The organism is Pseudomonas sp. AU12215, assembly GCF_001675465.2.
Taxonomy (GTDB): domain Bacteria; phylum Pseudomonadota; class Gammaproteobacteria; order Pseudomonadales; family Pseudomonadaceae; genus Pseudomonas; species Pseudomonas nitroreducens.
On sequence record NZ_MACM02000030.1, the window covers coordinates 14,120 to 38,276 of the forward strand.

At 66.2% G+C, this 24,157-nt stretch carries 20 protein-coding genes and 1 pseudogene; 3 read left to right on the top strand and 18 right to left on the bottom strand.

Features of this window, described 5'->3' with window-relative positions; translation table 11 throughout:
• Positions 1–56: 56 nt before the first annotated feature.
• Complete coding sequence (locus tag A9513_RS08535) at positions 57–950, bottom strand: NAD(P)H-binding protein (RefSeq protein WP_065084477.1); 894 nt, start codon at positions 948–950, stop codon at positions 57–59.
• Positions 951–1,117: 167 nt separating this feature from the next.
• Between A9513_RS08535 and A9513_RS08540 the strand changes: the two genes are divergently transcribed.
• On the top strand, positions 1,118–2,098 hold the full coding sequence (locus tag A9513_RS08540) for an AraC family transcriptional regulator (protein WP_024763018.1): 981 nt from the start codon (positions 1,118–1,120) through the stop codon (positions 2,096–2,098).
• A 173-nt stretch (positions 2,099–2,271) separates the two neighbouring features.
• Positions 2,272–3,993, top strand: a complete 1,722-nt coding sequence (locus tag A9513_RS08545; protein WP_200890646.1) for a hypothetical protein — start codon at positions 2,272–2,274, stop codon at positions 3,991–3,993.
• 76 nt (positions 3,994–4,069) lie between these two features.
• Here A9513_RS08545 and A9513_RS08550 read toward each other — a convergent pair whose 3' ends face one another.
• From A9513_RS08550 to A9513_RS08580, 8 genes and pseudogenes are all read right to left on the bottom strand, one after another.
• Positions 4,070–4,519, bottom strand: a complete 450-nt coding sequence (locus tag A9513_RS08550; RefSeq protein ID WP_024763020.1) for a hypothetical protein — start codon at positions 4,517–4,519, stop codon at positions 4,070–4,072.
• Positions 4,520–4,597: 78 nt separating this feature from the next.
• A complete protein-coding gene (locus A9513_RS08555; RefSeq protein ID WP_141678355.1) occupies positions 4,598–5,887 on the bottom strand; it encodes an MFS transporter in 1,290 nt (429 codons plus the stop codon).
• A 34-nt stretch (positions 5,888–5,921) separates the two neighbouring features.
• Positions 5,922–6,293 carry an ethanolamine utilization protein EutQ gene (locus tag A9513_RS08560; RefSeq protein WP_037012352.1) on the bottom strand — a complete coding sequence of 124 codons (372 nt, stop codon included), beginning with the start codon at positions 6,291–6,293 and terminating at the stop codon, positions 5,922–5,924.
• Positions 6,290–7,618, bottom strand: coding sequence for an FAD-binding oxidoreductase (locus A9513_RS08565; protein ID WP_065084478.1), 1,329 nt, complete (start codon positions 7,616–7,618; stop codon positions 6,290–6,292). Before A9513_RS08565 ends, A9513_RS08560 begins: the two co-directional genes overlap by 4 nt.
• 10 nt (positions 7,619–7,628) lie before the next feature.
• Entirely contained in the window at positions 7,629–8,879 is a 1,251-nt protein-coding gene (locus A9513_RS08570; RefSeq protein WP_255302831.1) for an FAD-dependent oxidoreductase, read from the bottom strand.
• Positions 8,868–9,029 (bottom strand): annotated as a pseudogene (locus tag A9513_RS36445) (rubredoxin); the annotation flags it as partial. The gene A9513_RS08570 and the pseudogene A9513_RS36445, both read right to left, overlap by 12 nt.
• Before the next feature lie 12 nt (positions 9,030–9,041).
• Positions 9,042–10,487 carry an aldehyde dehydrogenase family protein gene (locus A9513_RS08575; RefSeq protein ID WP_065084480.1) on the bottom strand — a complete coding sequence of 482 codons (1,446 nt, stop codon included), beginning with the start codon at positions 10,485–10,487 and terminating at the stop codon, positions 9,042–9,044.
• Positions 10,488–10,497: 10 nt separating this feature from the next.
• The gene (locus tag A9513_RS08580; RefSeq protein WP_065084481.1) at positions 10,498–11,688 is read right to left on the bottom strand and encodes an aromatic ring-hydroxylating dioxygenase subunit alpha; all 1,191 of its coding nucleotides are present in this window, start codon (positions 11,686–11,688) and stop codon (positions 10,498–10,500) included.
• 409 nt (positions 11,689–12,097) lie between these two features.
• On the opposite strand from A9513_RS08580, the gene A9513_RS08585 reads away from it, so the two are divergent.
• A complete protein-coding gene (locus A9513_RS08585; protein ID WP_024763024.1) occupies positions 12,098–13,792 on the top strand; it encodes a BCCT family transporter in 1,695 nt (564 codons plus the stop codon).
• Between the two features lie 82 nt (positions 13,793–13,874).
• Here A9513_RS08585 and A9513_RS08590 read toward each other — a convergent pair whose 3' ends face one another.
• The 9 genes from A9513_RS08590 to A9513_RS08630 form a co-directional block, all read right to left on the bottom strand.
• Positions 13,875–14,783 carry a LysR substrate-binding domain-containing protein gene (locus A9513_RS08590; protein ID WP_065084493.1) on the bottom strand — a complete coding sequence of 303 codons (909 nt, stop codon included), beginning with the start codon at positions 14,781–14,783 and terminating at the stop codon, positions 13,875–13,877.
• A 132-nt stretch (positions 14,784–14,915) separates the two neighbouring features.
• Positions 14,916–16,250, bottom strand: a complete 1,335-nt coding sequence (locus A9513_RS08595; RefSeq protein WP_065084482.1) for a sigma-54 dependent transcriptional regulator — start codon at positions 16,248–16,250, stop codon at positions 14,916–14,918.
• Positions 16,247–18,139 carry an ATP-binding protein gene (locus tag A9513_RS08600; RefSeq protein WP_141678356.1) on the bottom strand — a complete coding sequence of 631 codons (1,893 nt, stop codon included), beginning with the start codon at positions 18,137–18,139 and terminating at the stop codon, positions 16,247–16,249. The genes A9513_RS08595 and A9513_RS08600 overlap by 4 nt, the downstream gene beginning before the upstream one ends.
• Positions 18,140–18,219: 80 nt before the next feature.
• Positions 18,220–19,893 carry a gamma-glutamyltransferase gene (ggt, locus tag A9513_RS08605; RefSeq protein ID WP_065084483.1) on the bottom strand — a complete coding sequence of 558 codons (1,674 nt, stop codon included), beginning with the start codon at positions 19,891–19,893 and terminating at the stop codon, positions 18,220–18,222.
• A gap of 83 nt (positions 19,894–19,976) precedes the next feature.
• The gene (locus A9513_RS08610; protein WP_037013779.1) at positions 19,977–20,711 is read right to left on the bottom strand and encodes an amino acid ABC transporter ATP-binding protein; all 735 of its coding nucleotides are present in this window, start codon (positions 20,709–20,711) and stop codon (positions 19,977–19,979) included.
• Positions 20,708–21,376, bottom strand: a complete 669-nt coding sequence (locus tag A9513_RS08615) for an amino acid ABC transporter permease (RefSeq protein WP_024763030.1) — start codon at positions 21,374–21,376, stop codon at positions 20,708–20,710. Before A9513_RS08615 ends, A9513_RS08610 begins: the two co-directional genes overlap by 4 nt.
• Positions 21,373–22,119: an amino acid ABC transporter permease gene (locus A9513_RS08620; protein ID WP_017521678.1), complete on the bottom strand. Its 747-nt coding sequence runs from the start codon at positions 22,117–22,119 to the stop codon at positions 21,373–21,375. The genes A9513_RS08615 and A9513_RS08620 overlap by 4 nt, the downstream gene beginning before the upstream one ends.
• Positions 22,120–22,313: 194 nt before the next feature.
• Positions 22,314–23,222 (bottom strand): glutamate/aspartate ABC transporter substrate-binding protein, encoded by a 909-nt coding sequence (locus A9513_RS08625; protein WP_065084484.1) that lies wholly within the window; start codon positions 23,220–23,222, stop codon positions 22,314–22,316.
• Between the two features lie 238 nt (positions 23,223–23,460).
• Complete coding sequence (locus tag A9513_RS08630; protein ID WP_243779560.1) at positions 23,461–24,060, bottom strand: phosphatase PAP2 family protein; 600 nt, start codon at positions 24,058–24,060, stop codon at positions 23,461–23,463.
• Positions 24,061–24,157: the final 97 nt, after the last annotated feature.

The window sequence follows — 24,157 nt, forward strand, 5'->3', positions numbered from 1 at the left end:
CAGGGTCTTCCGAGATATTTGTAGGAAATTATGTTGCTCTGACCGAAGGCATCGCCTCAGGGCAAGGCCCGGTAAGCTTTGGCCCAGGCCTGGGCGAAGTCCTCGAAGCGGGTCGCCGTCGTATTGGCCGGCGAGCGTGCTTCCTGCGCCCGTACCCGTCCGCTGCTGATCGCCTCGCCCAGTTCGGCGTAGCACGCGGCGACGCTGGGGGAATAGCCGGCCTCCTGCAGGGCGCCGCTCAGTTCCTGCGGCGACACCGCTACGTAGGGCAGCTCCGGACGGCCGATGGCTGCCCCCAGCAGGCGGGTCGCCTCGGCGTAGCTGATATCGCGCTGGCCGAGTACTTCGCGGGTCAGCACCCCCTGCCAACTGCGGTCCAGCAGGGCATGGCTGGCGGCATCGGCGACATCCTGCGTGGCGACCATCGGGACTGGCACATCCGCTGCCACCGCGTCGCTGTAGCAGTCGTAGGCGCGGACGATTTCCAGCGCGCCGTACAGGTTCTCGAACAGCGCGCCGGAGCGCAGCATCAGTACATTCACTTGCCGGGGCAACTGGCGCAGGCGCTGCTCCTGGTCGTGCATGCTGATGATCGGCCCGGTACCGGAAGCCACCTCGGCACCCACGCTGCTGAGGAAGACCACCCGGCGCACAGCGCTGGAGCGAATGGCCTGGAGTATCGCTTCCCCCTGGGCAGCCTGCTGGTGGCGGTAGTCCTCGGTGTCGGGCCCGTAGGCGAGCAGGGTGTAGACCGCGTCGGCGCCGTGGAAGGCCTTGGTGAGAAAGGCGGCGTCATGCGGCTCGCCCACGGCAATCCGGGCCCCGGCGGCGGCCATTGCCTCCAGGCGTTCGGCGTTGCGGCCGAGGGCAAGAACCGGCACGCCGGCATCCAGCAGGTTCTGGCAGATTCTCGAACCGGTGCGGCCGGTGGCTCCCATTACGTTGATCATGGCAGTGTCCTCGCTTTGGCCGTCCCGCGGCGCCCGCCGTGGGATCGTTGGCCTGGGTTCAGTCTCTCGCTGAATTGCTGGACGGTTAATGCCTGAAAATCGACGCTTCATGCTCATTCGTCCAGACCTGCTGGACGCCGCCCAACTGCCGTAGCAGTCTCACGGCCATGAACGCTCCTACCGCCATACCGGACCTCACCGACGCCTGGGCCTCCACCGATCCCCTGGGCGAGGCTCTGCATTTCCTGCGCATGAGCGGCACCTTCTATTGCCGCTCGGAGTTCACTGCGCCCTGGGGGCTGGATCTGCCGGCGATGCCGCAGTGCCTGATGTTCCATGTGCTGACCGTCGGCGAATGCTGGCTGGAAGCCGAGGGAGATGAGCCACGTTGTCTGGCGCCGGGCGACCTGGTGCTGGTGCCCCACGGTGAGGGCCACCGGTTGGTGAGCGCGCCGGGTGAGCCTGCGGCGGGGTTGTTCGACCTGACACGCGCCTACGCCAGTGACCGTTACGAAGTGCTGCGCCAGGGCGGCGGTGGCGAGCCGACCGCGATGATCTGTGGCGCGGTGCGCTTCGACCACCCCGCTGCGTTGCAGCTGGTGCGCCTGCTGCCGCGCGTGCTGGAAGCGCAGGTGCGTGACCCCGGCCAGCGCGACTGGCTGATGAGCACCCTGCAGTTGATGGAGAACGAGGCTCGGGCCATGCGCCCCGGCGGCGAGACGGTGATCACCCGCCTGGCTGACATCCTGGTGATCCAGGCCATTCGCGCCTGGATCGAGCAGGACCCCGCCGCCCAGTCCGGCTGGCTCGGCGCCCTGCAGGATCGCCAATTAGGCCGCGCACTGAGCCTGATCCACCGCGAGCCGGCGCGGGACTGGAACCTGCCGGCGCTGGCGGATGCGGCGGCCATGTCGCGCTCCGCCTTTGCCGCACGCTTTGCCGAGCGGGTCGGCATGCCGCCCATGCAGTACGTCACCCGCTGGCGCATGCATGTGGCGCTGAGCTGGCTGCAGGAGCGCGAGATCGCGGTGGCGGAATTGGCCGAGCGCCTGGGTTACCAGTCCGAAGCGGCGTTCAGCCGGGCGTTCAAGCGCTGCATCGGGATTGCTCCCGGCAGTGTGAGGCGTGCTGCTTCGCGAGCCTTATGAAGGCAGCCGTCTGACGGACGAATGTCTCCGCGCGACCGGACGCGTCGTTTTCCGTTCTGCTCCCTGATTCGGGTGGTCACTACCCGTTTGCGGCACCCGTACGGTGATTCGGTCCGTCGGCGCTCGCTCTCCCGAAGTGATCCATGGCGCCGCTCATTCGCAGGAGTCCGTCGATGTCCCGTCGTTGCATGCCTTCCCTTCGTCTGCTTCCGTTTTCCGTTGCGCTCGCCCTGTGCGGCGGGCTGGCCCACGCCGCCGAGCCGGCGTGGCCCGCGCAGAATCCGTACCTCGCCCAGTCCTACAACAACCAGACGCACTGGAACGATGGCGCCACCGACAGCGTCGGCTTCCCGGTGGCCCGCGGTGCGTACGACGTTACCCCTGAGTCGGTGCAGTTCCTGCCCGGCGAAGGCGTGGGCCTGCCGATCTTCTCCGACACCGTGGACGGCAAGCCGGTGTATTTCTGGTGGTCGGGCTTTGCGTTGCGCAAGGTCAGCCTGGAGGGCGGCAAGCTCACCGAGCTGGCGCGTGCCGATATTCCGGTCAAGCTGCCCAACTACACGCCCGTTACTGCCCAGCAGCGCGTCGAGCAGTCCAGGGCGGTGCAGAAGTTCCTCGATGCGAAGGACGAGAAGGGCCTGCTCGACTACATGAAGGCGCAGCCGAACCGCATGCTCACCGCTGCCTCGGACCAGGCGCTCAACGGCTCTGTTTATGCGCTGCTGACCCGGGAAGATGCCTTCGTCGGCTGCAACGGCCGGCAGATATTCCGCATCGACCAGGCCGACCCCAAGCGGGCCGATTCGGTGATGAAGCTAGGCAAGGTCAGCGCGATTCCGGTAGGCCTGTTCGACAACGAGAAGGTCAAGCGCGGTACCCGCTTCCCCGGCGACATGCTGTTCGGCATGAGCATGAGCTACAACGGCTTCGTCGTGGTCAACACCCTGGGCGGCAAGATCATCACGCTCAACCGCGACACGCTGGAGGTGATCGACAGCTACACCGTCGCCGGCGATGACGAACTCTTCCTCAACAGTTTCGCCACTGGCCCGGAAGCGAACGGAGGCGCCATCTATGTCGCCTCGAACACCACCATGTACCGACTGGTGGTGGACAAGGATGGCAAGATCCACGACGACGAAGCCAGCGGCGCCTGGAAGGCCGGGTACGAGCGCGGCATCCGCATGCCGGCGCCCAAGCTGGCCGATGGCACCGGCGCCACGCCGACGCTGATGGGCTTCGGGCCCGATGAAGACAAGCTGGTGGTGATCACCGACGGCGCGAAGAACATGAGCATGGTCGCCTTCTGGCGCGACCAGATTCCCGCCGGCTGGAAGCAGAAGCCGGGCACCGCCAGCCCGCGTATCGCCGACCAGCGCAAGGTGGAAATCCCCGGTACCGACACGGTGCAGTCAGAGCAGTCGGTGGCGGTCTACGGCGACTACGCCTTCGTGGTGAACAACATCCGCAGCGCCGACGAGAAGACCCTCGATCCGAGCCCCTACTACGTCAGCACCCTGCTCGGCGCGACGCGCCCGGGACCGTTGGGTGCAGCGAGCTTCCGCTGGAACAGCCAGACCCATGAGTGGAAGCAACTGTGGGGACGCAACGACGTATCGTCGATTTCCGTGGTGCCGATGATTTCCGGCGAAGGCCACATGGCCCTTGTCGATGGGTACTTCAACAACGCCTGGAACGATCGCCATCACATCGGCATGGACCTGGACACCGGCAAGACCGTGCTGACCATCCGCGAGGGTAGCGATCCGATCTACAACGGCATGTACGCACCGATCAAGGTCGATACCAAGGGCAACATCTTCTACGGCACCGCGTTCGGCCTGCTGCACCTGGACACCAGCAAGATGAAGCAGGACCAGCTGTCGGTTAATTGATAGCGTTCCGCGCGCCAATAAAAAGCCCGTTCGATTGAACGGGCTTTTTCATTTCCGGGCGCGAAGGGGGTGCGCGTCAGAGCTGGATATCGTCGCGGATCAGCACGCAGGTGCAGCCGTCCTCGTCTTCGCGCCAGTCGTGGAGGAAGTACATCTGGATCTTGCCGGCGTCCATCACCGCCAGGTAGTCGCCCACTTCTGGAACGAAGAATCCCGAGGTGCCCGGCTCGGCTTCGCACTCGATGCGGACGCTGAAGAACAGCGCCGGGTCGGCGTCGTCGAAGAAGTCCTCGCGCTCGGCGGCGTCCCACTCGGTGGGCGCCTCGAAGGGGCCGATGAACAGCACCTTGGCGTCGCCCATGTCCAGTTCTTCGGCGTCAGGGTCGTTGTCGTCAGGACGGTAGACGGTGGCGTCCAGCGCGTTGCTGTCGGCGAGGATGGCGCGACGCGCGGCCATGCGCTGCTGCGGGTCGACGCCGGCGTCGGCGCAGAGCTGGTTCCAGAGGGTTTCGGCTTGGGTGGACATGGTGGCTCCCGCTCGTGCGGCCGGTTCAAAGGGTGATAGTTTCGGGGAGCCGGCGAGGGAGATCAATGGGACAGGTCTTCATTGACCGTGGCTGCCGATGCTAACGACCGGAGTGGCAGGGGGCATTAATCGGGAGGTTGACTCAAGGACTTGGGGCGAGCCAGCAGATAAGTCGACGGGCGTCCCGGACCACCATCGTTTTTCACCGCACTGGCTGTAGGTGATCTCCGAGTCGCTGCCGCTGCGCCGCTGCCTGACCAGGCAGGCGACGCTCGCGGCCACGGCGATGCCGAACAGATAGAGCGCCTGCGGGCCGGCATGCTCCATCAGCAGCCCGGCGAGCAGCGGGCCGAGCGTGGCGCCGATGCCGAAGGTGGCCAGCAGCACGCCCGAGACCGAGACGCGCAGTTGCGGCTCCAGGCTGTGGTTGGCATGGGCAATGCCCAGCGGGTAGAGGCAGAACTGCAGGAAGCCGATGAGCGCTCCGGCGAGCAGCACGACGCTGTGCGCGGGCGTCTTCAGCAAGGCCAGCGGCAGGAAGACCACCACCAGCAAGAGGGCGATCAGGCGTACCAGGGTGACGCGGGAAACCCGGTCCGACAGTTTGCCCAGCGGCAGTTGGGCGAGCAGCCCGGCGGCGATGGTCAGCGCCATGAACTGGCCGACCTGGGCGGGCGTGAAGCCCAGGTGCGCGGCGAAGATCGGCGTCAGGCCGTAGAAGCAGCCATTGAGCAGGCCCGAGGCGAATACCGTGCCGAGCGCCTGCGGCAGGCGCCGCAGGTAGAGCAGCGGCGAGACTCTGGCCTGTTGCAGGGCGCTGGGCTGCGCGCCGCGATGCAGGGCCATCGGCAGCAGCCCGATGGCGAAGGCGATGGCCACGCCGCTCAACGTGCGTGCATCGAGCCCGTCGCCGAGGCTGAGCAGCAATTGCCCCAGCATCATCCCGACATAGCTGGCCACCATGTACAGCGAGAGGGCGCCGCCCCGGCGCTCGCCGGGGGCGCAGCCATTGAGCCAGCTTTCGATGACCATCAATTGGCACATCATCGCCGCGCCGACGATGAAGCGCAGCAGCAGCCAGAGCGGCAGCCAGTCGCTGAGCTGGTGGCAGAGCGCGGCGCTGACGATCACCCCGGCGCCGGCCACGAATGCCCGGACATGGGCGACGCGGCCAATCAGCCAGTAACCGGCACGACCACCCAGGACCATTCCCAGCGCATTGGCGGCCATCAGCGCGCCACCCCAGCGCGCGGCGACACCGCCGGCATCCAGGTGCAGGGCCAGGTAGGTCATCAGCAGGCTGGAGCCCAGTTGCATCAGCAAGGTCGCCAGGTAGAGCGTACCGAAGGTTCGGGTGAGTGTGAGCAAGGGAGGGCTCCAGGTTGATCGACGCGCGCGTTCTTCAGTCGAGACCGTGGCGCTGCTTCCAGTCGCCGGGGTGGACGACGTAGCCGAACAGCGCATGGCCGCCGTAGACCAGCTCGGTGCCCTCGGGAATCCACAGCAGTTGCCCGGGCTGCACCCGGTACAACTCGCCGTTCGCGCGCAGCTCGAAGCAGCCTTCGATGACGAAGATCACTTCGTCGTAGAGCAGGCTCCAGGCGACCTCCGCGCCTTCCCAGCGGGCGAAGCCGATGCCCAGGTTCGGCGACACCTCGTTGCTGATGGCGCGGGCCACGCTGGCGGCACCGGGAGGGCCGCCGCGCGGGGTGAATGCCAGGTCGCGGTGATCGACCAAGAGCACCGGTCCGCGCCCACTGGTTGTCTGGCTCATAGTTCGCTCCGGCTGTTCCACGCCGCCCAGCGGATGCGCGTGCGCACGCCCAGGCCGAGGAACGGCTCCGGCGGGTTCAGCGAGGGCATGCCGGTGACCGCGCGAATGTCGTCGAGCTGAGTGGACTGCGCGCCCGCCGCCAGGTCGGCCAGCAGCGTGCCGGAGATGGTGCCCCAGGCGGCGCCGACGCCGTTGTCGCAGGCGGTGGCGAAGAGCCCGTCGTCCAGTTGGCCGAAGAAGTTGGTGAAGTTGCGCGAGATGGCATAGACCCCGCCCCAGGTGTGGGTGAACGGTACCTGGGCGAGTTGCGGGTAACGCGCCAGGAAGGCCTTGCGGTGGTCCGCGCGGATTTTTTCGCGGGTGCCGTCGCCAATGCTGCGGCCGTAGCGCGGCACGTGTTTGTAGGTGTTGCGGATGATCAGCCGGCGGTCCTGGGTCATCCGTACCGTGGTGCCGGCGTGGTCGGCGGGGGTCAGGCCCCAGTCGGCCTGGAGGCCGCTGCTGGCCATTTCGGCGTCGCTCAGCGGGCGTGTCCAGCTGGCGAAGGTCATCACCGGCAGCAGGCGGTTGCGCAGGAAGCCGAACTCCTGGGTGAAGATGCTGGTGCCCAGTAACACCCGTGGCGTGCGGATCAGCCCGGCATCGCCATGCAGCAGCCAGCGCCCGCTGGCGTCGCGCTCCAGGCGGCGGATGGGTGACTCTTCCAGCAACTCGACGTTGCCCGGCAGCGAGCTGCCCAGGCCGCGCACCAGGGCCGCCGGCTGCATCAGGTAGCAACCGGGGGTGAAGATGGCGCGGCTGTAGTAGGGGCTGCCCAGCACGCCGGCCAGTTCGTCGCGCTCCACCAGGCGATAGGGTTCGCCCAGCTCGCTCATCAGCTTCTGGAAGTGTTCGAGGTAGGCAAGCCCGCGCGCGCCCACCGCGCCCTGGTACTTGCCCGCGTGGGACCACTGGCAGTCGATGGCGTGGCGGCCAATCAGGGTTTGCAGTTGCGCGATGGCGGCGCGGTTGAGGCCGAGCAGGCGTTGCTTGTGCTGCGGGTCGGGATGTTCCAGGGCGAACTTGTGCGGCAGGTCGATGACGAAGCCGGAGTTGCGCCCGGAGGCGCCGTAGCCGACACGCTGGGCGTCCACCAGCAGGATGCGCGACTGCGGCTGGAGCTCGGCCAGGCGCCGCGCGGCGGCCAGCCCGGCGAAGCCGGCGCCGATCACCACGGCGTCGGCGTTCTGCTCGCCGCTCAGGCGCTGGCAGGGCAGGGGAGCGGGCAAGGCGGCGTACCAGCCGCAAGTCTGATCATCGTGGGGCAGGTTGACGAAACTGTTCATGGGTCGGCTCTCACGCCACGTGCTGTTGGGTGGCCTGGCAGTTCTGCAGCCAGGCATTTCGGTTCAATTGCGCCTGGCGCCCGAGGAGGACGAAGCCGCGCAGCGCGCCGGCGTTGTCATGGAAGGCCGCGCTCAGGCCATCGCCGGTGCTCTCGCAGTGCCAGTCGCCGGGGCAATCCGGTGCGGGCGGCAACAGGCACAGCGGCGCCGCCGGGGTCTTCACCGTCACCGGCATCAGCGGGTAGCTGACCGGTGTGGGCTGGCCCAGCAGGGTCCTGGCCAGGGCGCGGATGCCCTCGTTGATCGGCGCAAGGTAAGGCAGCAGTTGACCGTCGATTTCGATGCAGTCGCCCAGGGCGAAGATGCCCGGCTGCGAGCTGCGCAGATGGGCGTCGACCTTGATCCCGCGGCCGCAGTCGAGGCCGGCGGTTTGTGCCAACTCCAGGTTGGGGCGCAGGCCCACCGCCGACAGCACCAGGTCGGCCTCGACGCTCTGGCCATCGGCCAGGTTCAATCGATAGCCGTTGGCGGTGGTCTCGATGCGCTGCAAGGTCGTGCGCAAGTGCCACTGCACGCCCAGTTCGGCGAGTGCCTGCTGGAGGTGCCGACCCGCCGTTTCGGGCAGCAGGCGTTCCATCGGCCAGGCGCCGAGGCCGATCACCCGCACGGCATACCCGCTGCTCGCCAGGTCATTGGCGAACTCGCAGCCGATCAATCCGTCGCCGAGGATCGCGATGCGCTGCGCGCCGCGGTCCAGGCGTGCGCGGAAGGTCTGGTAGTCGCGCAGGCTGTTGACGCTCAGCAGTGCCTCGGCACAGCCCTCGATGGGCAGGCGCAGCGGCGAGGCGCCGGTGGCCAGCACCAATTGGCCGTAGTCGATGTCACCGAGGCTGGTGTGCAGGCGACGGGCCTGGGCGTCGATGCGCTCGACCCGGCAGTGCGGGTAGATGCGGATGCCCAGGCGGCGCTCCAGCGCCAGCGGGCTTTCCGTCGCCAGGGCGGCCGCGTCGCGTTGTTGCGCCAGCGCGATGGACAGCGCCGGCTTGGCGTACAGGTGCCCGGATTCCTCGGTCAGCACGCGGATATCCAACTGTGGATCAGCCTTGCGCAGCGCCTGAGCCAGACCGTAACCGGCATGCCCGCTGCCGATGATGACGATGGGCTGAGCGGTCGGTTGCGTGGTCGGTGTGGCCTTCGACGGCTGCGTGCTAATGACCGCTGAAGCAGCCACGGCCTTCACCGGCTCACTGATCTCGATCATCTCGAAATCGGCCTTGCCGACCTTGCACTCGGGGCACAGCCAGTCTTCGGGCACGTCCTCCCAGCGGGTGCCGGCGACGATGCCGTCGTCCGGCCAGCCCAGGGCCTCGTCGTAGATCAGGCCACAGATAACACAGAGCCATTTCTTCATCGCGGCATCTCCTCACTCGCCCTGGATGCGCACGGCCAGGTTCTTGGTCCGCACGTAGCTGTAGAGCGCTTCCTGGCCCTTCTCCCGGCCGAAACCGGAGAGCCCGACACCGCCGAAAGGTGTTTCGATGCCGCCGGCGTACCATTCGTTGACGAACACCTGGCCGGCGCGCAGGCGCCGCGCGCAGCGCAACGCCCGGTTCAGGTCCTGGGTGAAGACCCCGGCGACCAGGCCGAAGTCGGTGCCGTTGGCGATGGCGATGGCTTCTTCCTCGGTGTCGAACGGCATGACCGCGAGCACCGGGCCGAACACCTCGGTCTGGGCGATTTCCATCTCCGGGCGCACATCGCGCAACACCGTCGGTGCCATGTAGTGCCCGCGCCGGCCACTGATCGCCTCGCCGCCGGTGGCGACCACCGCACCTTGTTCCTGGGCGCGTCGGCACAGGGCCTGGATGCCCTGCAACTGGCCTGCGGAGATCACCGGCGTGTGGTCGGGATCGTCCTGGCCCAGGCCGACGCTCAGGCCTTCGGCCATGGCCAGCACGTCCGCGATGACCTCCTCGTACACCGAGCGCTGCACCAGCAAGCGCGACATGGCCGAGCACACCTGGCCGGCATTGAAGAAGATGCCGTTGCGCACGCTGCTCAGCAGTTGCGCGCGGTCGGCATCGGCGAACACCAGCGCGGCCGATTTGCCGCCCAGTTCCATGACACTGGGAATGGCCCGCTCGGCGGCGCTACGGAGGATGCTCTGGCCCGTGGGGACCGAGCCGGTGAAGACGATCTGGTCGACGTCGCGATGCCCCGCCAGGTACGCACCGATTTCCCGGCCGCGACCGCACAGCAGGTTGACCGCGCCGCGCGGCAGGCCGGCGCGTTCGATGGCTTGCAGCAGCACGCAGAGGCCCAGCGGCGACAACTCCGGCGACTTGATCAGCACCGCGTTGCCGGCCGCCAGGGCCGGCGCCAGCGAGCGGGCGCAGATCGACACCGGGAAGTTCCACGGCACGATCTGCAACGACACGCCCATCGGTTCGTAGACGGTGAAGTCCATGTAGCCGTTGCCCAGCGGAATCGAGGTGCCCTCGATCTTGTCGGCCATGCCGGCGTAGTACTCGAAGTAGCGCGCCGCCTCGATGAACTCGTCGCGCGCATCGCGCAGGGCTTTGCCGTTCTCCTGGCACAGCACCCAGGCGCCGTCGTCGATCACCGCGCGAATCTGCGCGGCGATTGCCAGCAGCCAGGCGACCCGTTGCGCCGGACGCGGGCGGGTCAACTCGCCGCTGTCGACGCAGCGCCGCGCCGATTGCAGCGCGCGCTGGGCATCGGCCACGCCGGCCTGGGCGATGCTGGCCACCGGCTCGCCGGTGCCGGGGTTGTTGACGACCAGGCGCTGCTCACTGTCGCACCACTGGCCGTCGATGAAGTTCAGCCAGTGCGGGGGGATCTTCTGCATGGCGATCCCCTCAGGCGTTCTGGGCGTAATCGAGCAACTGGCGCGCGGCCCACTGGTGGAAGTAGTGCGTGGGCAGGTCCATCTCCGGGGAGAAGGCGCCGCCGCTGTAGCCAGGGGAATGGCGACCCTGCTGCATGCCTTCGACCGAGGCGATGTCCTCGGCGAACACCACGCGCCAGGATTCCAGGACCGCGTTGCGCGCGGTTTCGTAGCTGTCGTCGAGCGCCTCGTCGCCGACATAGAACACCCGCAGGTGCTCGACGGTCTTACCGGGTGCGACCGGCTCCAGCATCATGGCGAAGGCGTGGTCGGCCTGGATGCCCAGCAGCACGTTGGGGAAGAACGCCACGTATTCGGCGGTGCGCAGGCGGTCCTTCGGCCAGGACGGGAACATCGGCAGGTGGGTGCCGGCGACGTCGGACAGGTTGTAGGCATGGCTGCCCTGGCCGGCGAACTGGTCGAACAGGATGTTGTAGTGGTCTTCCAGGCGCGAGTAGCTGTTCAGGCTCGGATGCACCCAGGGCAGGTGATAGGCCTCGCAGTAGTTCTCCACCGCCAGCTTCCAGTTGCACTCGACCTTGATGTTCAAGGCGCCACTGTTGGCCTCACGACGCAGCAGCGACAGGCCGTCAGTGCCAAGGAATTGCGCCCAGCGCTCGGTCAGCGGCGCGAGCTGTTCTTCCAATGCCGGGGCATCGCCGGACAGGTTGACGAACACCATGTCCATCCAGATCGCGCTGCGCAGCGCCTTCAGGCCGTGCTTCTCGCAGGCGAAGCGCTCGTCCTTGTGCTGGTTGATGCCGCCAATGTGCGGCGTGCCTTTCAGGCCGCCGTTCAGGTCGTAAGTCCAGGAGTGGTAGGGGCAGCGGATCACCCCCTGCACGTCGCCAGCCTCTTGCACCAGCTTCACGCCGCGGTGGCTGCAGACGTTGTGGAACACCTGCACCAGGCCTTCGCGGTTGCGCATCAGCAGCAACGGCAGGCCCATGAAGTCCACCGGTTTCACGTAGCTGTTGTTCGGCAGGTCGCTGGCAAAACCCACGCAGGCCCAGTTGCGGCCGAGCAGTTGATCGCGCTCCAGTTCGAAGTGGCGTTGCTCGGTGTAGTACTCGTTGGTCAGGCCGTGGGCTTGATGAATGGGCGCCAGTACGGTTTCCAGGTTATGGGTGGCAATCAGGCAAGGGGCGGTTGTCGTCGTCATTGTTGTTTTCTCTTGCTGGCACGGAAAGGAAGGGCTCGGTGGGTGTTCCCACGGCCTGGCGGCGAGTGTCGGCAAGAGATGACGCGGCGGACAAACGATTTTTTCGCCTCTATTTATTAGTTTTTATCATTAATGTTTCGCTGAATGGCGAAGGAATAGGCTCCGGAAAATAGGGACCAGGGAAAGGCTCCGGTGTTATTGATTGATGCGTTCAGGTAATGAGTCGATGAGGATAAATGAGTTGTCTGAACGACCTGCCTCCACCATGGTGTGGCCACGTTCTCCGGCCGCGACAGGCTGGCGATCATCTTGTGGCAGGCGTGCCGTAATGGCTGCCAGGAGCGGATACCTGAGCCGCGAACCCGCCGCAAGATCCTCAACCCTTGAACAAAAATAATAGGGGATAACCATGCGTGCAGAGTCGGGCCTGCTCAAAGGCCTCAATCCGAGTGTCACCCTGACGTCGATAGCCACCGTGATCCTGTTCGTGCTGTTCTGCGCGATCCAGAACGAACAGGCGGCGAAGACGTTCGAATCAGCCTCTACCTTCATCCTCGACAACTTCAAGTGGTACTACCTGGCGCTGGTGAGCGGTGCGTTGTGCCTGCTGCTCTACGTCAGCATCAGCCGCTTCGGCGCGCTGAAACTGGGGGCGGAGCACGATCAGCCCGAATTCAGCTTCGCCGCCTGGATCGCCATGCTGTTCAGCGCCGGCATGGGCATCGGCCTGATCTTCTGGTCGGTGGCCGAGCCGATGCTGCATTACGCCGGCAATCCCTTCTCGGCGGGCCTGAGCGACGAGGCGGCGACCGTGGCCATGCGGATCACCCTCTATCACTGGGGTCTGCATCCCTGGGCGATCTTCAGCCTGATCGGCCTGTGCCTGGCCTATTTCGCCTACCGCAAAGGCTTGCCGCTGGCGCTACGCTCGCTGCTCTACCCGTTGATCGGCGAACGCATCTACGGCTGGATCGGCCATGTGGTGGACATCCTCGGCGTGGCCATCACCGCCTTTGGTGTCTCGCAATCCCTGGGCCTGGGTGTCGCACAGATCAATACCGGGCTGCATCAGGTCTTCGGGCTGCCCATCAGTGTCGGCTTCCAGCTCGCCATCATCCTGGCGGTGACCATCATCGCCTGCGTGTCGCTGCTCGCCGGCCTCTCCAGGGGCATGAAGCGACTCTCGACCCTCAACATGTACCTGTCGTTCGCGCTGATGCTGATCGTGCTGGCCATCGGGCCGACCCGCTACATCCTCAACCTGATGTTCGAGTCCACCGGGGACTACCTGCAGAACCTGGTCGGCCTGAGCCTGTGGATGGATACCCAGAAGGACAGCGGCTGGCAGAACTGGTGGACGGCGTTCTACTGGCCCTGGTGGATGACCTGGGGACCGTTCGTGGGCCTGTTCATCGCGCGCATTTCCAAGGGCCGCACCATTCGTGAGCTGGTGATCGGTGCGTTGGTGGTGCCTACCATGGTGACCATCCTGTGGATGTCGGTGTTCGGCGGCGCGGCGTTGAAGAGCGAACTGACCGCGCGCCAGCAGTTCCAGCCGCCGGTCGCCAGTGCCGAGCAAGTCCGCGAGCCGGTGAAATTCGAAGGCGGCAGCGTGCTGCAAGCGACCCAGAAGGAAACCACGGCGGCCACCTTCACCCTGCTCGGTTCGCTGAAGGGGCCGACCGTCGGCGCCCTGCTTTGCGTGCTGGTCTGCCTGCTGCTGGCGGTGCACTTCGTCACCACGGCGGATGCCGGCACCCAGGTGCTGTGCACCTTGAACGCCATGGGCAGCATCACCCCGCCCAACTGGATCAGGCTGCTCTGGTGCATCCTGGAAGGGGCGGTGGCCGCGGGGCTGCTGCTGGCGGGCGGACTCAAGGCGATCCAGATGGCGAGCATCGTCGTCGGCCTGCCGATCGCACTCCTGATGACCGCGATGAGCTACACCCTGATCCGCAGCCTGCGCCAGGAGTCGCTCGACGGTGCGCCCCGGTCACCCCGGGACGACCGTGCGCCCGCCCAGGAGTATTCCCAGCAGGGTGCCTCGCCGAGTCGCGAGCCGGTACTGGGCGGGATGGCCAGGGGGCTGGTGCCCGCCGTGTGACGTCCGCTGGCATTGGCCATCGCGCCACCTGACAGCACCGAAGCCGACCGTCACAAGCGGTCGGCTTCGGTCGTTTCAGGGTTTAATCCGCCACGGACAACTGGGTCATCAACCAGTCGCGGAACAGCCGCACACTGTGCCGTGGTCCGCGTCCATCCACGGCTTCGAGCAGGCAGAACTTCGCGTCGGTCTGCAACATCGTGTCGTTAGGTCTGACCAGCGCGCCACTGGCCAGCGGGGCATCGACCAGATTGTTCCAGGCCAGCGCCACGCCCTGCCCGGCGACGGCCGACTGAATCAGCATGCTGTAGCTGTTGATGTTGATCCGATGCTTCGGGATCAAGGGCGGGTGGCCCACCCGAGCGAACCATTCGGGCCAGCCGATCCAGTCGCGTTGCGAGTCCTCCAGCCACAGCCAGGTGCAGGAAGAAAGTCCGTCGAGCGAGGCCAGCTGCGGATGCTTCGCCAGGTAGGCCGGGCTGCAGACCAGGAAGATTTCCTCGGAGAACAACGGCGTCACGTCCATGCCCTTGGGCGGCGTGCTGCAGTAGTACAACGCCAGGTCGCTCTCCAGCCGCGAAAAGTCCTTCACGTGGTCATGGGCGATGATGCGCAGGTCGATGTCCTCGTGCAGGCTCTGGAACTCCGCCACCCGTGGCAGCAACCAGAGCGACGCCATCGCGGTGCTGGTGGCCACCGTCACCTGCTGGTCGCCGCGCCATTGGCGAACCTCGCCGGTGGCGCGGGCCAGATGCTGCAGGCAGTCGCGAACCGTCTCGTAATATTGGACGCCGGCCGGGGTCAGGTTGATGGTGCGGGTGGTCCGCTGGAACAGCGTCTTGCCCAGGTAGTCCTCCAGCAAACGCACCTGCCGGCTGATCGCTCCCTGGGTGACGTTCAGCTCCTTGGCGGCAAGGGTGAAGCTCAGATGGCGCGCGGCCGCCTCGAAGGCGAGCAGGCTATTGAGCGGAGGAAGCGGCTGAATTTTCATGGCGGACTGCAAGCGACCGATGGACTGCTGCGAGGCCACAATACTAGTGGCCTGCGCGTCGCTTGGGTACCGGCTCGCGTGTGCGATGAAGCACAACGGGAACCGGTGTGGGATTGTGGTGCGCGCGCCGTATCACTCGCCCTTGAGGCCGTACTTCTTCACCTTGTCGAACAGCGTGGTCTTGGCCATCCCCAATGCATGCGCCGCCTGGCTGAGGTTGCCGGCGTGGCGTTCCAGGGCGGTGGACAGCAGGCTCTTCTCGAAGGCTTCCACGGCTTCGGCGAAGCGCGGCTCGCTGGCGTCCGGGCCGAGGTTGCCTCCGGCCAGCACCGGCAGGCCAAGGGCGAAGCGTTCGGCGACGTTGCGCAGTTCGCGCACGTTGCCCGGCCAGTCGTGGGCCATCAGGGTGGCGGCGGTTGCGTTGTCGATGGCCGGCGCGGGGCGGTCGAAGCGCAGCGAGGACTGCTGCAGGAAGTGCTCGAAGAGCATCAGGATGTCTTCGCGGCGTTCGCGCAACGGCGGCAGGTTCAGGGTGATGACGTTGAGGCGGTAGTAGAGGTCGCTGCGGAAAGTGCCTTCACGGCCCATGGCGGCGAGGTCGGACTTGGTCGCGGCGATCACCCGGCAATCCACGCGGATCAGTTCGTTGGAGCCCAGGCGTTCCAGCTGCTGTTCCTGCAGCACGCGCAGCAGCTTGATCTGCAGGTTCAGCGGCATGCTCTCGATCTCGTCGAGGAACAGGCTGCCGCCGTCGGCGTGCTCGATCTTGCCGATCCGCCGCTTGCCGGCGCCGGTGAAGGCGTGGGCCTCGTGGCCGAAGATTTCGCTGTCGATCAGGCTTTCCGGCAGGCCGCCGCAGTTGAGCGCGACAAAGGGTTTGGGCTGGCGCCGGCTGGAGTCGTGCAGGCAGCGTGCAACCAGTTCCTTGCCGGTGCCGGTCTCGCCTTCGATGAGCACGTTGGCGGAGGTGTCGGCGACGTTGGCGATCAGCTCGCGCAGCGCCTGCATGGCCGGCGAGCGGCCGATCAGCCGGCTTTCCAGGGCCTGCTTGCCGGCGAGCTGGCGGCGCAGTTGGCTGACTTCGCGGGTCAGGGCGCGCTGGGCCAGCGCGCGGCGCGCGGTGTCCACCAGCTTCTCGGGGGAGAAGGGCTTTTCCATGAAGTCGTAGGCGCCGTCGCGCATGGCCTTGACCGCCATGGCGATGTCGCCGTGGCCGGTGATCAGCACCACCGGCAGGCTGGGGTCGCGCTCCTTGAGCTTCTCCAGCAGCTGCAGACCATCCATGCCGGGCATACGAATGTCGCTGACGACGATGCCGGGGAAGTCGGTGCCGACTTTCTTCAGCGCTTCCTCGGCGCTGCCCACGCTGTCGGTCTCGATGTCTTCCAGGGCCAGCGCCTGCTGGCAGCCGAGCCGTACGTGCGGGTCGTCCTCGACGATCAGGACGCGCAGGGATGGATCGCTCATGCGGGTGTCTCCAGGGCGGGCAGCAGCGGCAGGTGCAGCTCGAACGCGGTGCCGCCGGTTTCCGGGTAGGCCACGCCCAGGGAACCGCCTGCGGCGGTGGCGAGGCTGGCGGAAAGGGTCAGGCCCAGGCCCAGGCCGAGTTCGCCGGGCTTGGTGGTGAAGAAGGGCTCGAACAGGTGCACGCGGGCGTCCGGCGGAATGCCGGGACCGTTGTCGCGCACCACGAGGCGGTAGTGGTTGTCACCTTCGATACGCCCTTCCAGCCAGAGCTGGCGGTCGCTCTGGCCGCTCATGGCGTCGAGGGCGTTGGCGATCAGGTTGACCAGTATCTGTTCCAGGCGCGTCTGGTCGATGGCCAGGTGCGCATCGGGGTAATCGCGGTGCAGGGTTACCGGCACTTCGGAAAGCCGCCCCTGCAGCACCATCACGGCGGCGTCCACCGCCTTGCTCAAGGTCGCCTGGCCGTGGTCGTCGGCGCGCCGGGCGAAGGCGCGCAGGCTGGCGGTGATGCGGCCCATGCGGTCGACCATCTCGGCGATGGCTTCGAGGTTGCTGCTGGCGACGTCCAGCTTGCCGCGTTCGAGGAAGCGCACGCTGTTGCTCGACAGGGTGCGCAGTGCTGCCAGCGGCTGGTTGAGTTCATGGGCGATGCTGGTGGACATCTGCCCGATCACCGCCAGCTTGCCGGCCTGTACGAGGCGGTCCTGGGCCTTGCGCAAGGTGTCCTCGGCCTGGCGGCGCTCGCGGATCTGTTCGCGCAGGTGCTGGTTGCTGGCGCGCAGGTCGGCGGTACGCTCGGCGATGCGGCGCTCCAGCGCATTGTTGGCCTGCTCCAGCGCTTCGCGGGCGGCGAGGCGGGTGGCGATGACCTTGCGCCGCTCGTTCCAGGCAATCAGCAGGAAGGCGAACAGGGCGAAGCCGGCGGCGGCGAGCATGCCGTGGATCATCGCCTCGCGGCGCAGGTCGGCCAGCGGGGTGAGCAGGGTGAAGTTCCACGGCGTGTCGCTGAGCTGGCGCGTCTGCATCAGGTAGCTGAGCGGCTTGTGGCTGTCGGCGTGCTCGCCCGGCGCGAAGCTGATTTCCTCGACGCCTTCGCCCAGCGGTCGGCGCGCCAGCGGCTGCCATTCATTGAGCGCCCACCAGTAGTACTGCAGGCTGCGGGCCAGGCGTTCCTTGTCCGCATCGCTGAGCGGGCGCACGGCCTTCAGGCGCAGGGCCGGGTCGCTGGAAAGGATGATGATGCCGTTCTCGTCGCTGACGAAGGCCTGCAGTCGAGCCTTCTCCCAGCGCTCTTCCAGGGATTCCATCTTCACCTTGACCACCGCCACGCCGACGATCCTGCCGCCATGTACCAGGCCGTGGGCGAGGTAGTAGCCGGGCTCGCCGGTGGTGCTGCCAATGCCGTAGAAACGACCGGGGCGGCCCTGTACGGCTTCCTGGAAATAGGCGCGGAAGGACAGGTCCTCCCCCAGGTAGCTGTCGGCGTCCTGCCAGTTGCTGGTGGCCAGCACGCGGCCGGAGGTGTCCAGCAGGTACACGGCTCGGCTGCCGGCGCGGCGGTTGAGGCCTTCCAGGTAATGGTTGACGCGGTCGCGGTGCAGCGGTGTCGGGTCCACCAGCAGGCGGCTGACGCTGCCTTCGAGTTCCAGCAGGCTGGGCAGGTAGGTGTAGCGGCTGATCTCGCTCTCCACGCCACGGGCGTGCAGTTCCAGCTGGCGCTCGCCGGACTCGATCAGGCTGCGGGTGCCGGCGCCTTCGCTGATCAGGTAGCCGCCGTAGCCGAAGCCCAGGGTGAGCAGGAGCAGCAGGAAGGGCAGCAGGTAGTTGCGCACGAGGCGTGGCTTCACGGTGAGCGGCGGCGGCAATGGGCTGGAAGCGCATTGCAGCACAGTCGCCGGGGCCGAGCCAGCCCAACGCCGGGGGGCGGCGATGGACTGGCTCGGGTACCACACGGTGCGCCTGCCGGGGCTTAGGGTTTGACCACCATCCCGACGCCGCGGCCGCGCGGATCGGAGGCGGTTTCCAGGGCCTTGCCGTTCACACGGATGGCCTGGATGTCACCCATGTTCCAGCCCTGGTCTTCCAGGGTGTAGCCCATGGCCTTGAGCTCATCGGCGACCTTGCCGGTGAGCGGTGCGTACGCGTCGTAATAGATGGTGTCTTTCGGCAGCAGTTGGTGATGCACACGCTGCGCGGCCACGGCCTTCTCCAGGGGCAGGTGGAAGTCGTAGACGTTGTTCAGCACCTGGAAGATCGAGGTGAAGATCCGCGAACCGCCGGGCGTGCCCAGCACCAGGCTGACATGGCCGTCGCGGGTAACGATGCTCGGACTCATGGAGGAGAGCATGCGCTTGCCCGGCTCGATGGCGTTGGCGTCGCTGCCCACCACGCCGAAGGCGTTGGCCACGCCCGGCTTGGAGCTGAAGTCATCCATCTCGTCGTTGAGCAGGAAGCCGGCGCCCTTGACCACCACGCCGCTGCCGAAGTCCCAGTTGAGGGTGTAGGTGTTGCTGACGGCATTGCCGTCCTTGTCGACGATGGAGAAGTGCGTGGTCTGGTGCGGTTCGAGGCCGGGGCGGACTTTCTCGGTGGCCGAGATGGCGTCCGGGTTCACTTCCTTCGCGCGCTTGGCGATGTACTTGGGATCGGTGAGTTGCTGCACCGGGACCTTGGAGAACGCCGGGTCGCCCAGGTAGTCGGCGCGGTCGGCGAACACGCGCTTCTCGATCTCCGAGAGCAGGTGGATGTACTTCGCGGAGTTCAGCTCCACGCCCTTGAAGTCGGCGGCGCGCTGTTCCTTGATGCCGATCAGCTGGGCCAGGGCGATGCCGCCGGAGCTGGGCAGCGGCGCGGTGTAGAGGGTGTTGCCCTGCCAGTCGATGCGCATCGGCTCGCGCCACTTGGCCTGGTAGTCGACCAGGTCGTCGGAAGTGATCAGGCCGCCATCCTGCTTCATCTGCGCGATGAGCAGCTTGGCTGTCTCGCCCTTGTAGAAATCGTCCGGGCCCTTGTCGGCGATGCGCTCCAGGGTCTTGGCCAGTTCCGGCTGCTTGAACACTTCGCCCGGTTTCATGGTGCCGAAGTAGTCGCCGAAATTGGTCTTGCCGTTGAACAGCGCGATGGCGTCCTGGCGATACTGGTACTGCTGGTCGGCGACCTTGAAGCCGGTCTGCGCGTAGCCGATGGCCGGGGTCAGCAGCTCGCTCCACTTCAGCTTGCCGAAGCGCTGGTGCGCTTCCCACAGGCCCATCACGGTACCCGGCACGCCGGCGGCCTTGGCGCCGACCAGGCTGAGGTTCTCGATCACCTCGCCTTTCTCGTTCAGGTACATGGTCTTGGTCGCGGCCTTCGGCGCGATCTCGCGGTAGTCGAGGAAGTACGGCTTGCCGTCGACGTACAGGGTCATGAAACCACCGCCGCCGATGTTGCCGGCTTCGGGGTAGGTGACTGCGAGGGTGAAGGCGGTGGCGACCGCGGCGTCGACGGCGTTGCCGCCCTTCCTGAGGATCTCGGCGGCGACTTTCGCGCCGTACTGATCGGGCGCGGCAACCGCGCCGCCGTCGAGGGTGACGGCGAAGACCGACGAACTCGCCGCGAGGATCGCGACGCCCAGGGGCAGCTTGCTGAAGTGGAACACGCGCATGGGACTTCCTTATTTATTCTTGTGCTTGCGGTGAGGTTGAGTGCCCCGGCGAGCCAGGGCACTCGGGTAGAACAACAGCGGGATCAGTGCGGCAGGATCTTGGCGAGGAACTGCTGGGTGCGCTCGGCGCGGTTCTGCAGGTCGCCGAAGAATTCTTCCTTCGGGCAGTCCTCGACGATCTGCCCGCGGTCCATGAAGATCACTCGGTCGGCGACCTTGCGGGCGAAGCCCATTTCGTGGGTCACGCACATCATGGTCATGCCTTCGTGGGCGAGCTGGACCATCACGTCGAGCACCTCGTTGACCATCTCCGGGTCGAGCGCCGAGGTCGGTTCGTCGAACAGCATGACGATCGGGTCCATGGCCAGTGCGCGGGCGATCGCCACGCGCTGCTGCTGGCCGCCGGAGAGCTGGCCGGGGTGCTTGTGCGCATGGGCCTTGAGGCCGACGCGGTCGAGCAGCGCCAGGCCCTTGTCCATCGCCTCTTCCTTGCTCCGTCCCAGCACCTTGCGCTGGGCGATGGTGAGGTTTTCGGTGATGGTCAGGTGCGGGAACAGCTCGAAGTGCTGGAACACCATGCCGACCCGGGAGCGCAGTTTCGGCAGGTCGGTCTTGGGGTTTGCGATGGAGGTGCCGTCGACGGTGATGTCGCCCTTCTGGAAGGGTTCCAGCGCATTGACGCACTTGATCAGGGTCGACTTGCCCGAGCCGGACGGCCCGCAGACCACCACCACTTCACCCTTGGCGACCTTGGTGTTGCAGTCGGTGAGAACCTGGAAGTCGCCGTACCACTTGCTGACGTTATCGATGGAGATCATACGGTTAACCTTTTCTGCAGGCGCTTCACGCAGAGGGACGCGGCGAAGCTGATGACGAAGTAGACGAGACCGGCGAAGATCAGGAACTCATGGGGCTGGCCGATGATGTCGCCACGCGAGCGGGCGGCGTTGAGGAAGTCCATCAGGCCCACCGAGTACACCAGCGAGGTGTCCTGGAACAGGATGATGCTCTGCTGCAGCAGCAGCGGGGTCATCTTGCGGAACGCCTGCGGGAGGATGATCAGGCGCATGGACTGGCCGTAGGTCATGCCCAGTGCGTAGGACGCGCCAATCTGGCCCTTCGGAATGGCCTGGATGCCGGCGCGGACGATCTCGCAGTAGTACGCCGCCTCGAACATCATGAAGGCCACCAGGCACGAGGTGAACGCGCCCACGGGGGTGTCCTGGCCGGTGATCCAGCGCAGGATGAACGGAACCGCGAAGTAGAACCAGGTGATCACCAGCAGCAGCGGGATCGAGCGGAAGTAGTTCACGTAGAAGCCGGCGATGTTCGACAGCAGCTTGCTGTTGGACAGCCGCATCAGCGCGAGAATGGTGCCCAGCACCACGCCGCCCAGCACACCCAGCACCATCAGCTGCAGGGTGGTGAGCATGCCTTCCCAGAGGCCGGGGAGGGCGGGGACGATCTGGCTGAAGTCCATCATTTACCTCCCACGGAGATCAGGCCCGGCACGGCGACCTTCTTCTCGACCATGCGCATGATCAGCATCAGGCTCATGTTCAGGGTGAAGTAGATCGCGGTGGCGAGGGTGAAGGCCTCGAACAGGTTGGCGCTGAATTCGGCGGTCTGCTTGGTCTGCGCCAGCAGCTCCATCAGGCCGATCAGCGAGGCCACCGAGGAGTTCTTGAAGACGTTGAGGAATTCCGAGGTCAGCGGCGGAATGATGATCCGGAAGGCCTGCGGCAGCAGCACGTGGCGGTAGATCGCCGGCAGGCGGAAGCCCACGGCACTGGCGGCGGCGAGCTGGCCCTTGGGCAGCGCCTGGATGCCGGTGCGCACCTGCTCGCAGACCCGCGCGGCGGTGAACAGGCCCAGGCACACGACGACGCTGATGAAGGCCGAGGTTTCCGGGGCGATGCCCAGCTTGAACCAGTCCTGGATCGGCTGCGGCAGGTAGTCCGGCACCAGGAAGTACCAGATGAACAACTGCACCAGCAGCGGCACGTTGCGGAACAGCTCCACGTAGGCGGTGGCGATGCCCGACAACCAGCGGTTGGGCAGGGTGCGCATCACGCCCAGCAGCGAGCCGAGCGCCAGGGCGATGACCCAGGCCGCGAGCGAGACGGCGATGGTCCAGCCCAGGCCGGTGATGTACCAGTCCAGGTAGCGCTCGTCGCCAATCCCGGTGGACTTGAAGAACACGCCCCAGTCCCAGTTGTAATCCATGACGGGTTTCCCCTCGATTGCGTTTCACGGTGGCTTTGTACGGCACGGGGCCGGACGCGGGCGCAAGGCCGCCCGCCACCCGCGGGTAGCGGGTGTTCCGGCATCGTCATCAGGAAAGGTGGGCCGGGAGCGCATGGCGTGCGCTCCCGATCCCCCGCCGGGTGCCGCCTTGTGGGCGGCACCCGGCGCGACCGTTACATCTGCTCGGCAGACTTGTCGGTCGGATTGGCGATCAGCTTCTTGAGCTCATCACTCATCGGGAAGTTGAGGTTCAGGTTCTTCGGCGGAATGGGCTGCATGAACCACTTGTCGTAGATCTTGTTGACCTCACCCGAGGCGAAGGTGTCGGAGATGGCCTTGTCGACGACCTTCTTGAACGGCGCGTCGCCCTTGCGCACCATGCACGCGTAGATCTCGTAGGACTGCGGCTTGCCGACCACGTGCCAGTCGTCCGGCTTCTTGGCCTTGGCCATTTCACCATAGAGCAGCGCGTCGTCCATCATGAAGGCCACGGCACGGCCGGATTCGAGCATCAGGAAGGACTCGCCGTGGTCCTTGGCCGAGATGATGTTCATGCCCATCTTCTGATCGGCGTTCATCTGCTTGAGCAGGCGCTCCGAAGTGGTGCCGGCGGTGGTCACCACGTTCTTGCCCTTCAGATCCGGGAAGTCGTTGATGCCCGAGCTGGTCTTGGTCAGCAGGCGGGTGCCGACCTCGAAGATGCCGACGGAGAAGTCGACCTGCTTCTGGCGCTCGAGGTTGTTGGTGGTGGAGCCGCACTCGATGTCCACGGTGCCGTTCTGCACCAGCGGGATACGGGTCTGGGAGGTCACCAGGTTGTAGCGAACCTTCAGGTCGGGAGCATTCAGCTCTTTCTTCAGGGCCTCGACGACCTTGATCTGCAGGTCGTGGGAATAACCTTCCGGCTGACGCGGATCGCTGCCGAGGTAGGAGAAGGGGATGGAGGCGTCACGGTGGCCGAGGACGATGGTGCCGGAGTCCTTGATCTTCTTCAGGGTACCGGTCAGTTCTTCGGCGACGACGGGAGTGGCGAGCAGGGCCGCGACAATGGCGACGCCCAACGCACGGGGTGCGAAACGCATGGAGACTACCTCGACTGGTTGTGTTTGTTATTCAGTCCTGCGCCGGCGAGGCTCACTCCAGGCCGGTCACATGTTCGAGGAGGATCAGAGCAGGCTCCGTGCCAAGGCTGCCTTTTTTATTTAACTATTTGAATTTAAACAGTTATTTTTAGAGTGACGGTGATCGAAAAGTCCCCCGTCATTCGGATATCCGGATTTTTCCGGATTCCTCGTTCGGAAAACCGAACGACAAACAGGGTCAGACGTCCGGCTGACCGCCCCATTGGCCGCGCTGGAACGGCTGATCGCGATCGGCCAGGTGCGCGGCGATGCGCTCGAGCAATTGGTGCGTCGGAGCGCGCACGCCAGTGACGGTCTGCCCGAGAGCCAGCGCGAGGATCAGCAGCAGGGCGGCCGGATGGAAGGCCGGCAACTGAGCACGGGTGGCGGCGAGGAAGGCCGCGCTGGTGCCCAGGCCCAACGCCAGCCCGGCGTAGACCTCGGAGGGCGAGTGAACGTTGATCGCCAGCCGCGAGAGACCGACCAGCACGGCGATCACTGCCGCCAGCGCGGCGGCGGCCAGGCCGGCGCGGCGCGTGGTGAAGAGCTGTGCGGCCAGCGTCGGCAGCACGGCACCAGCCAGCATGCTGTGCCCGGAGAAGCCGGTGAAGTTCAGGTTCGGAATTCCGATTCCCCAGCCCATGAACGCCAGCTTCGAACCCACCACCAGCGTGGTCGAGAATCCGAACAGCAGCAGCCAAAGCCCGGCCTTTGCGGTCTGGCGGCGATACAGCAGCCAGCAGAAGACGAGCACGGCGGCCGGCGCCAGCAGGGAGCTGTCGCCGAGGCGGGTAATCATTGGCCAGAAGGACATGGGCATGGGAAGGCGGGGCTGAGGCGGGCAACGTTAGCACAGCCCGGTGCCGTCCCCGAGAGCCGTGCGACGGGATGCGAGC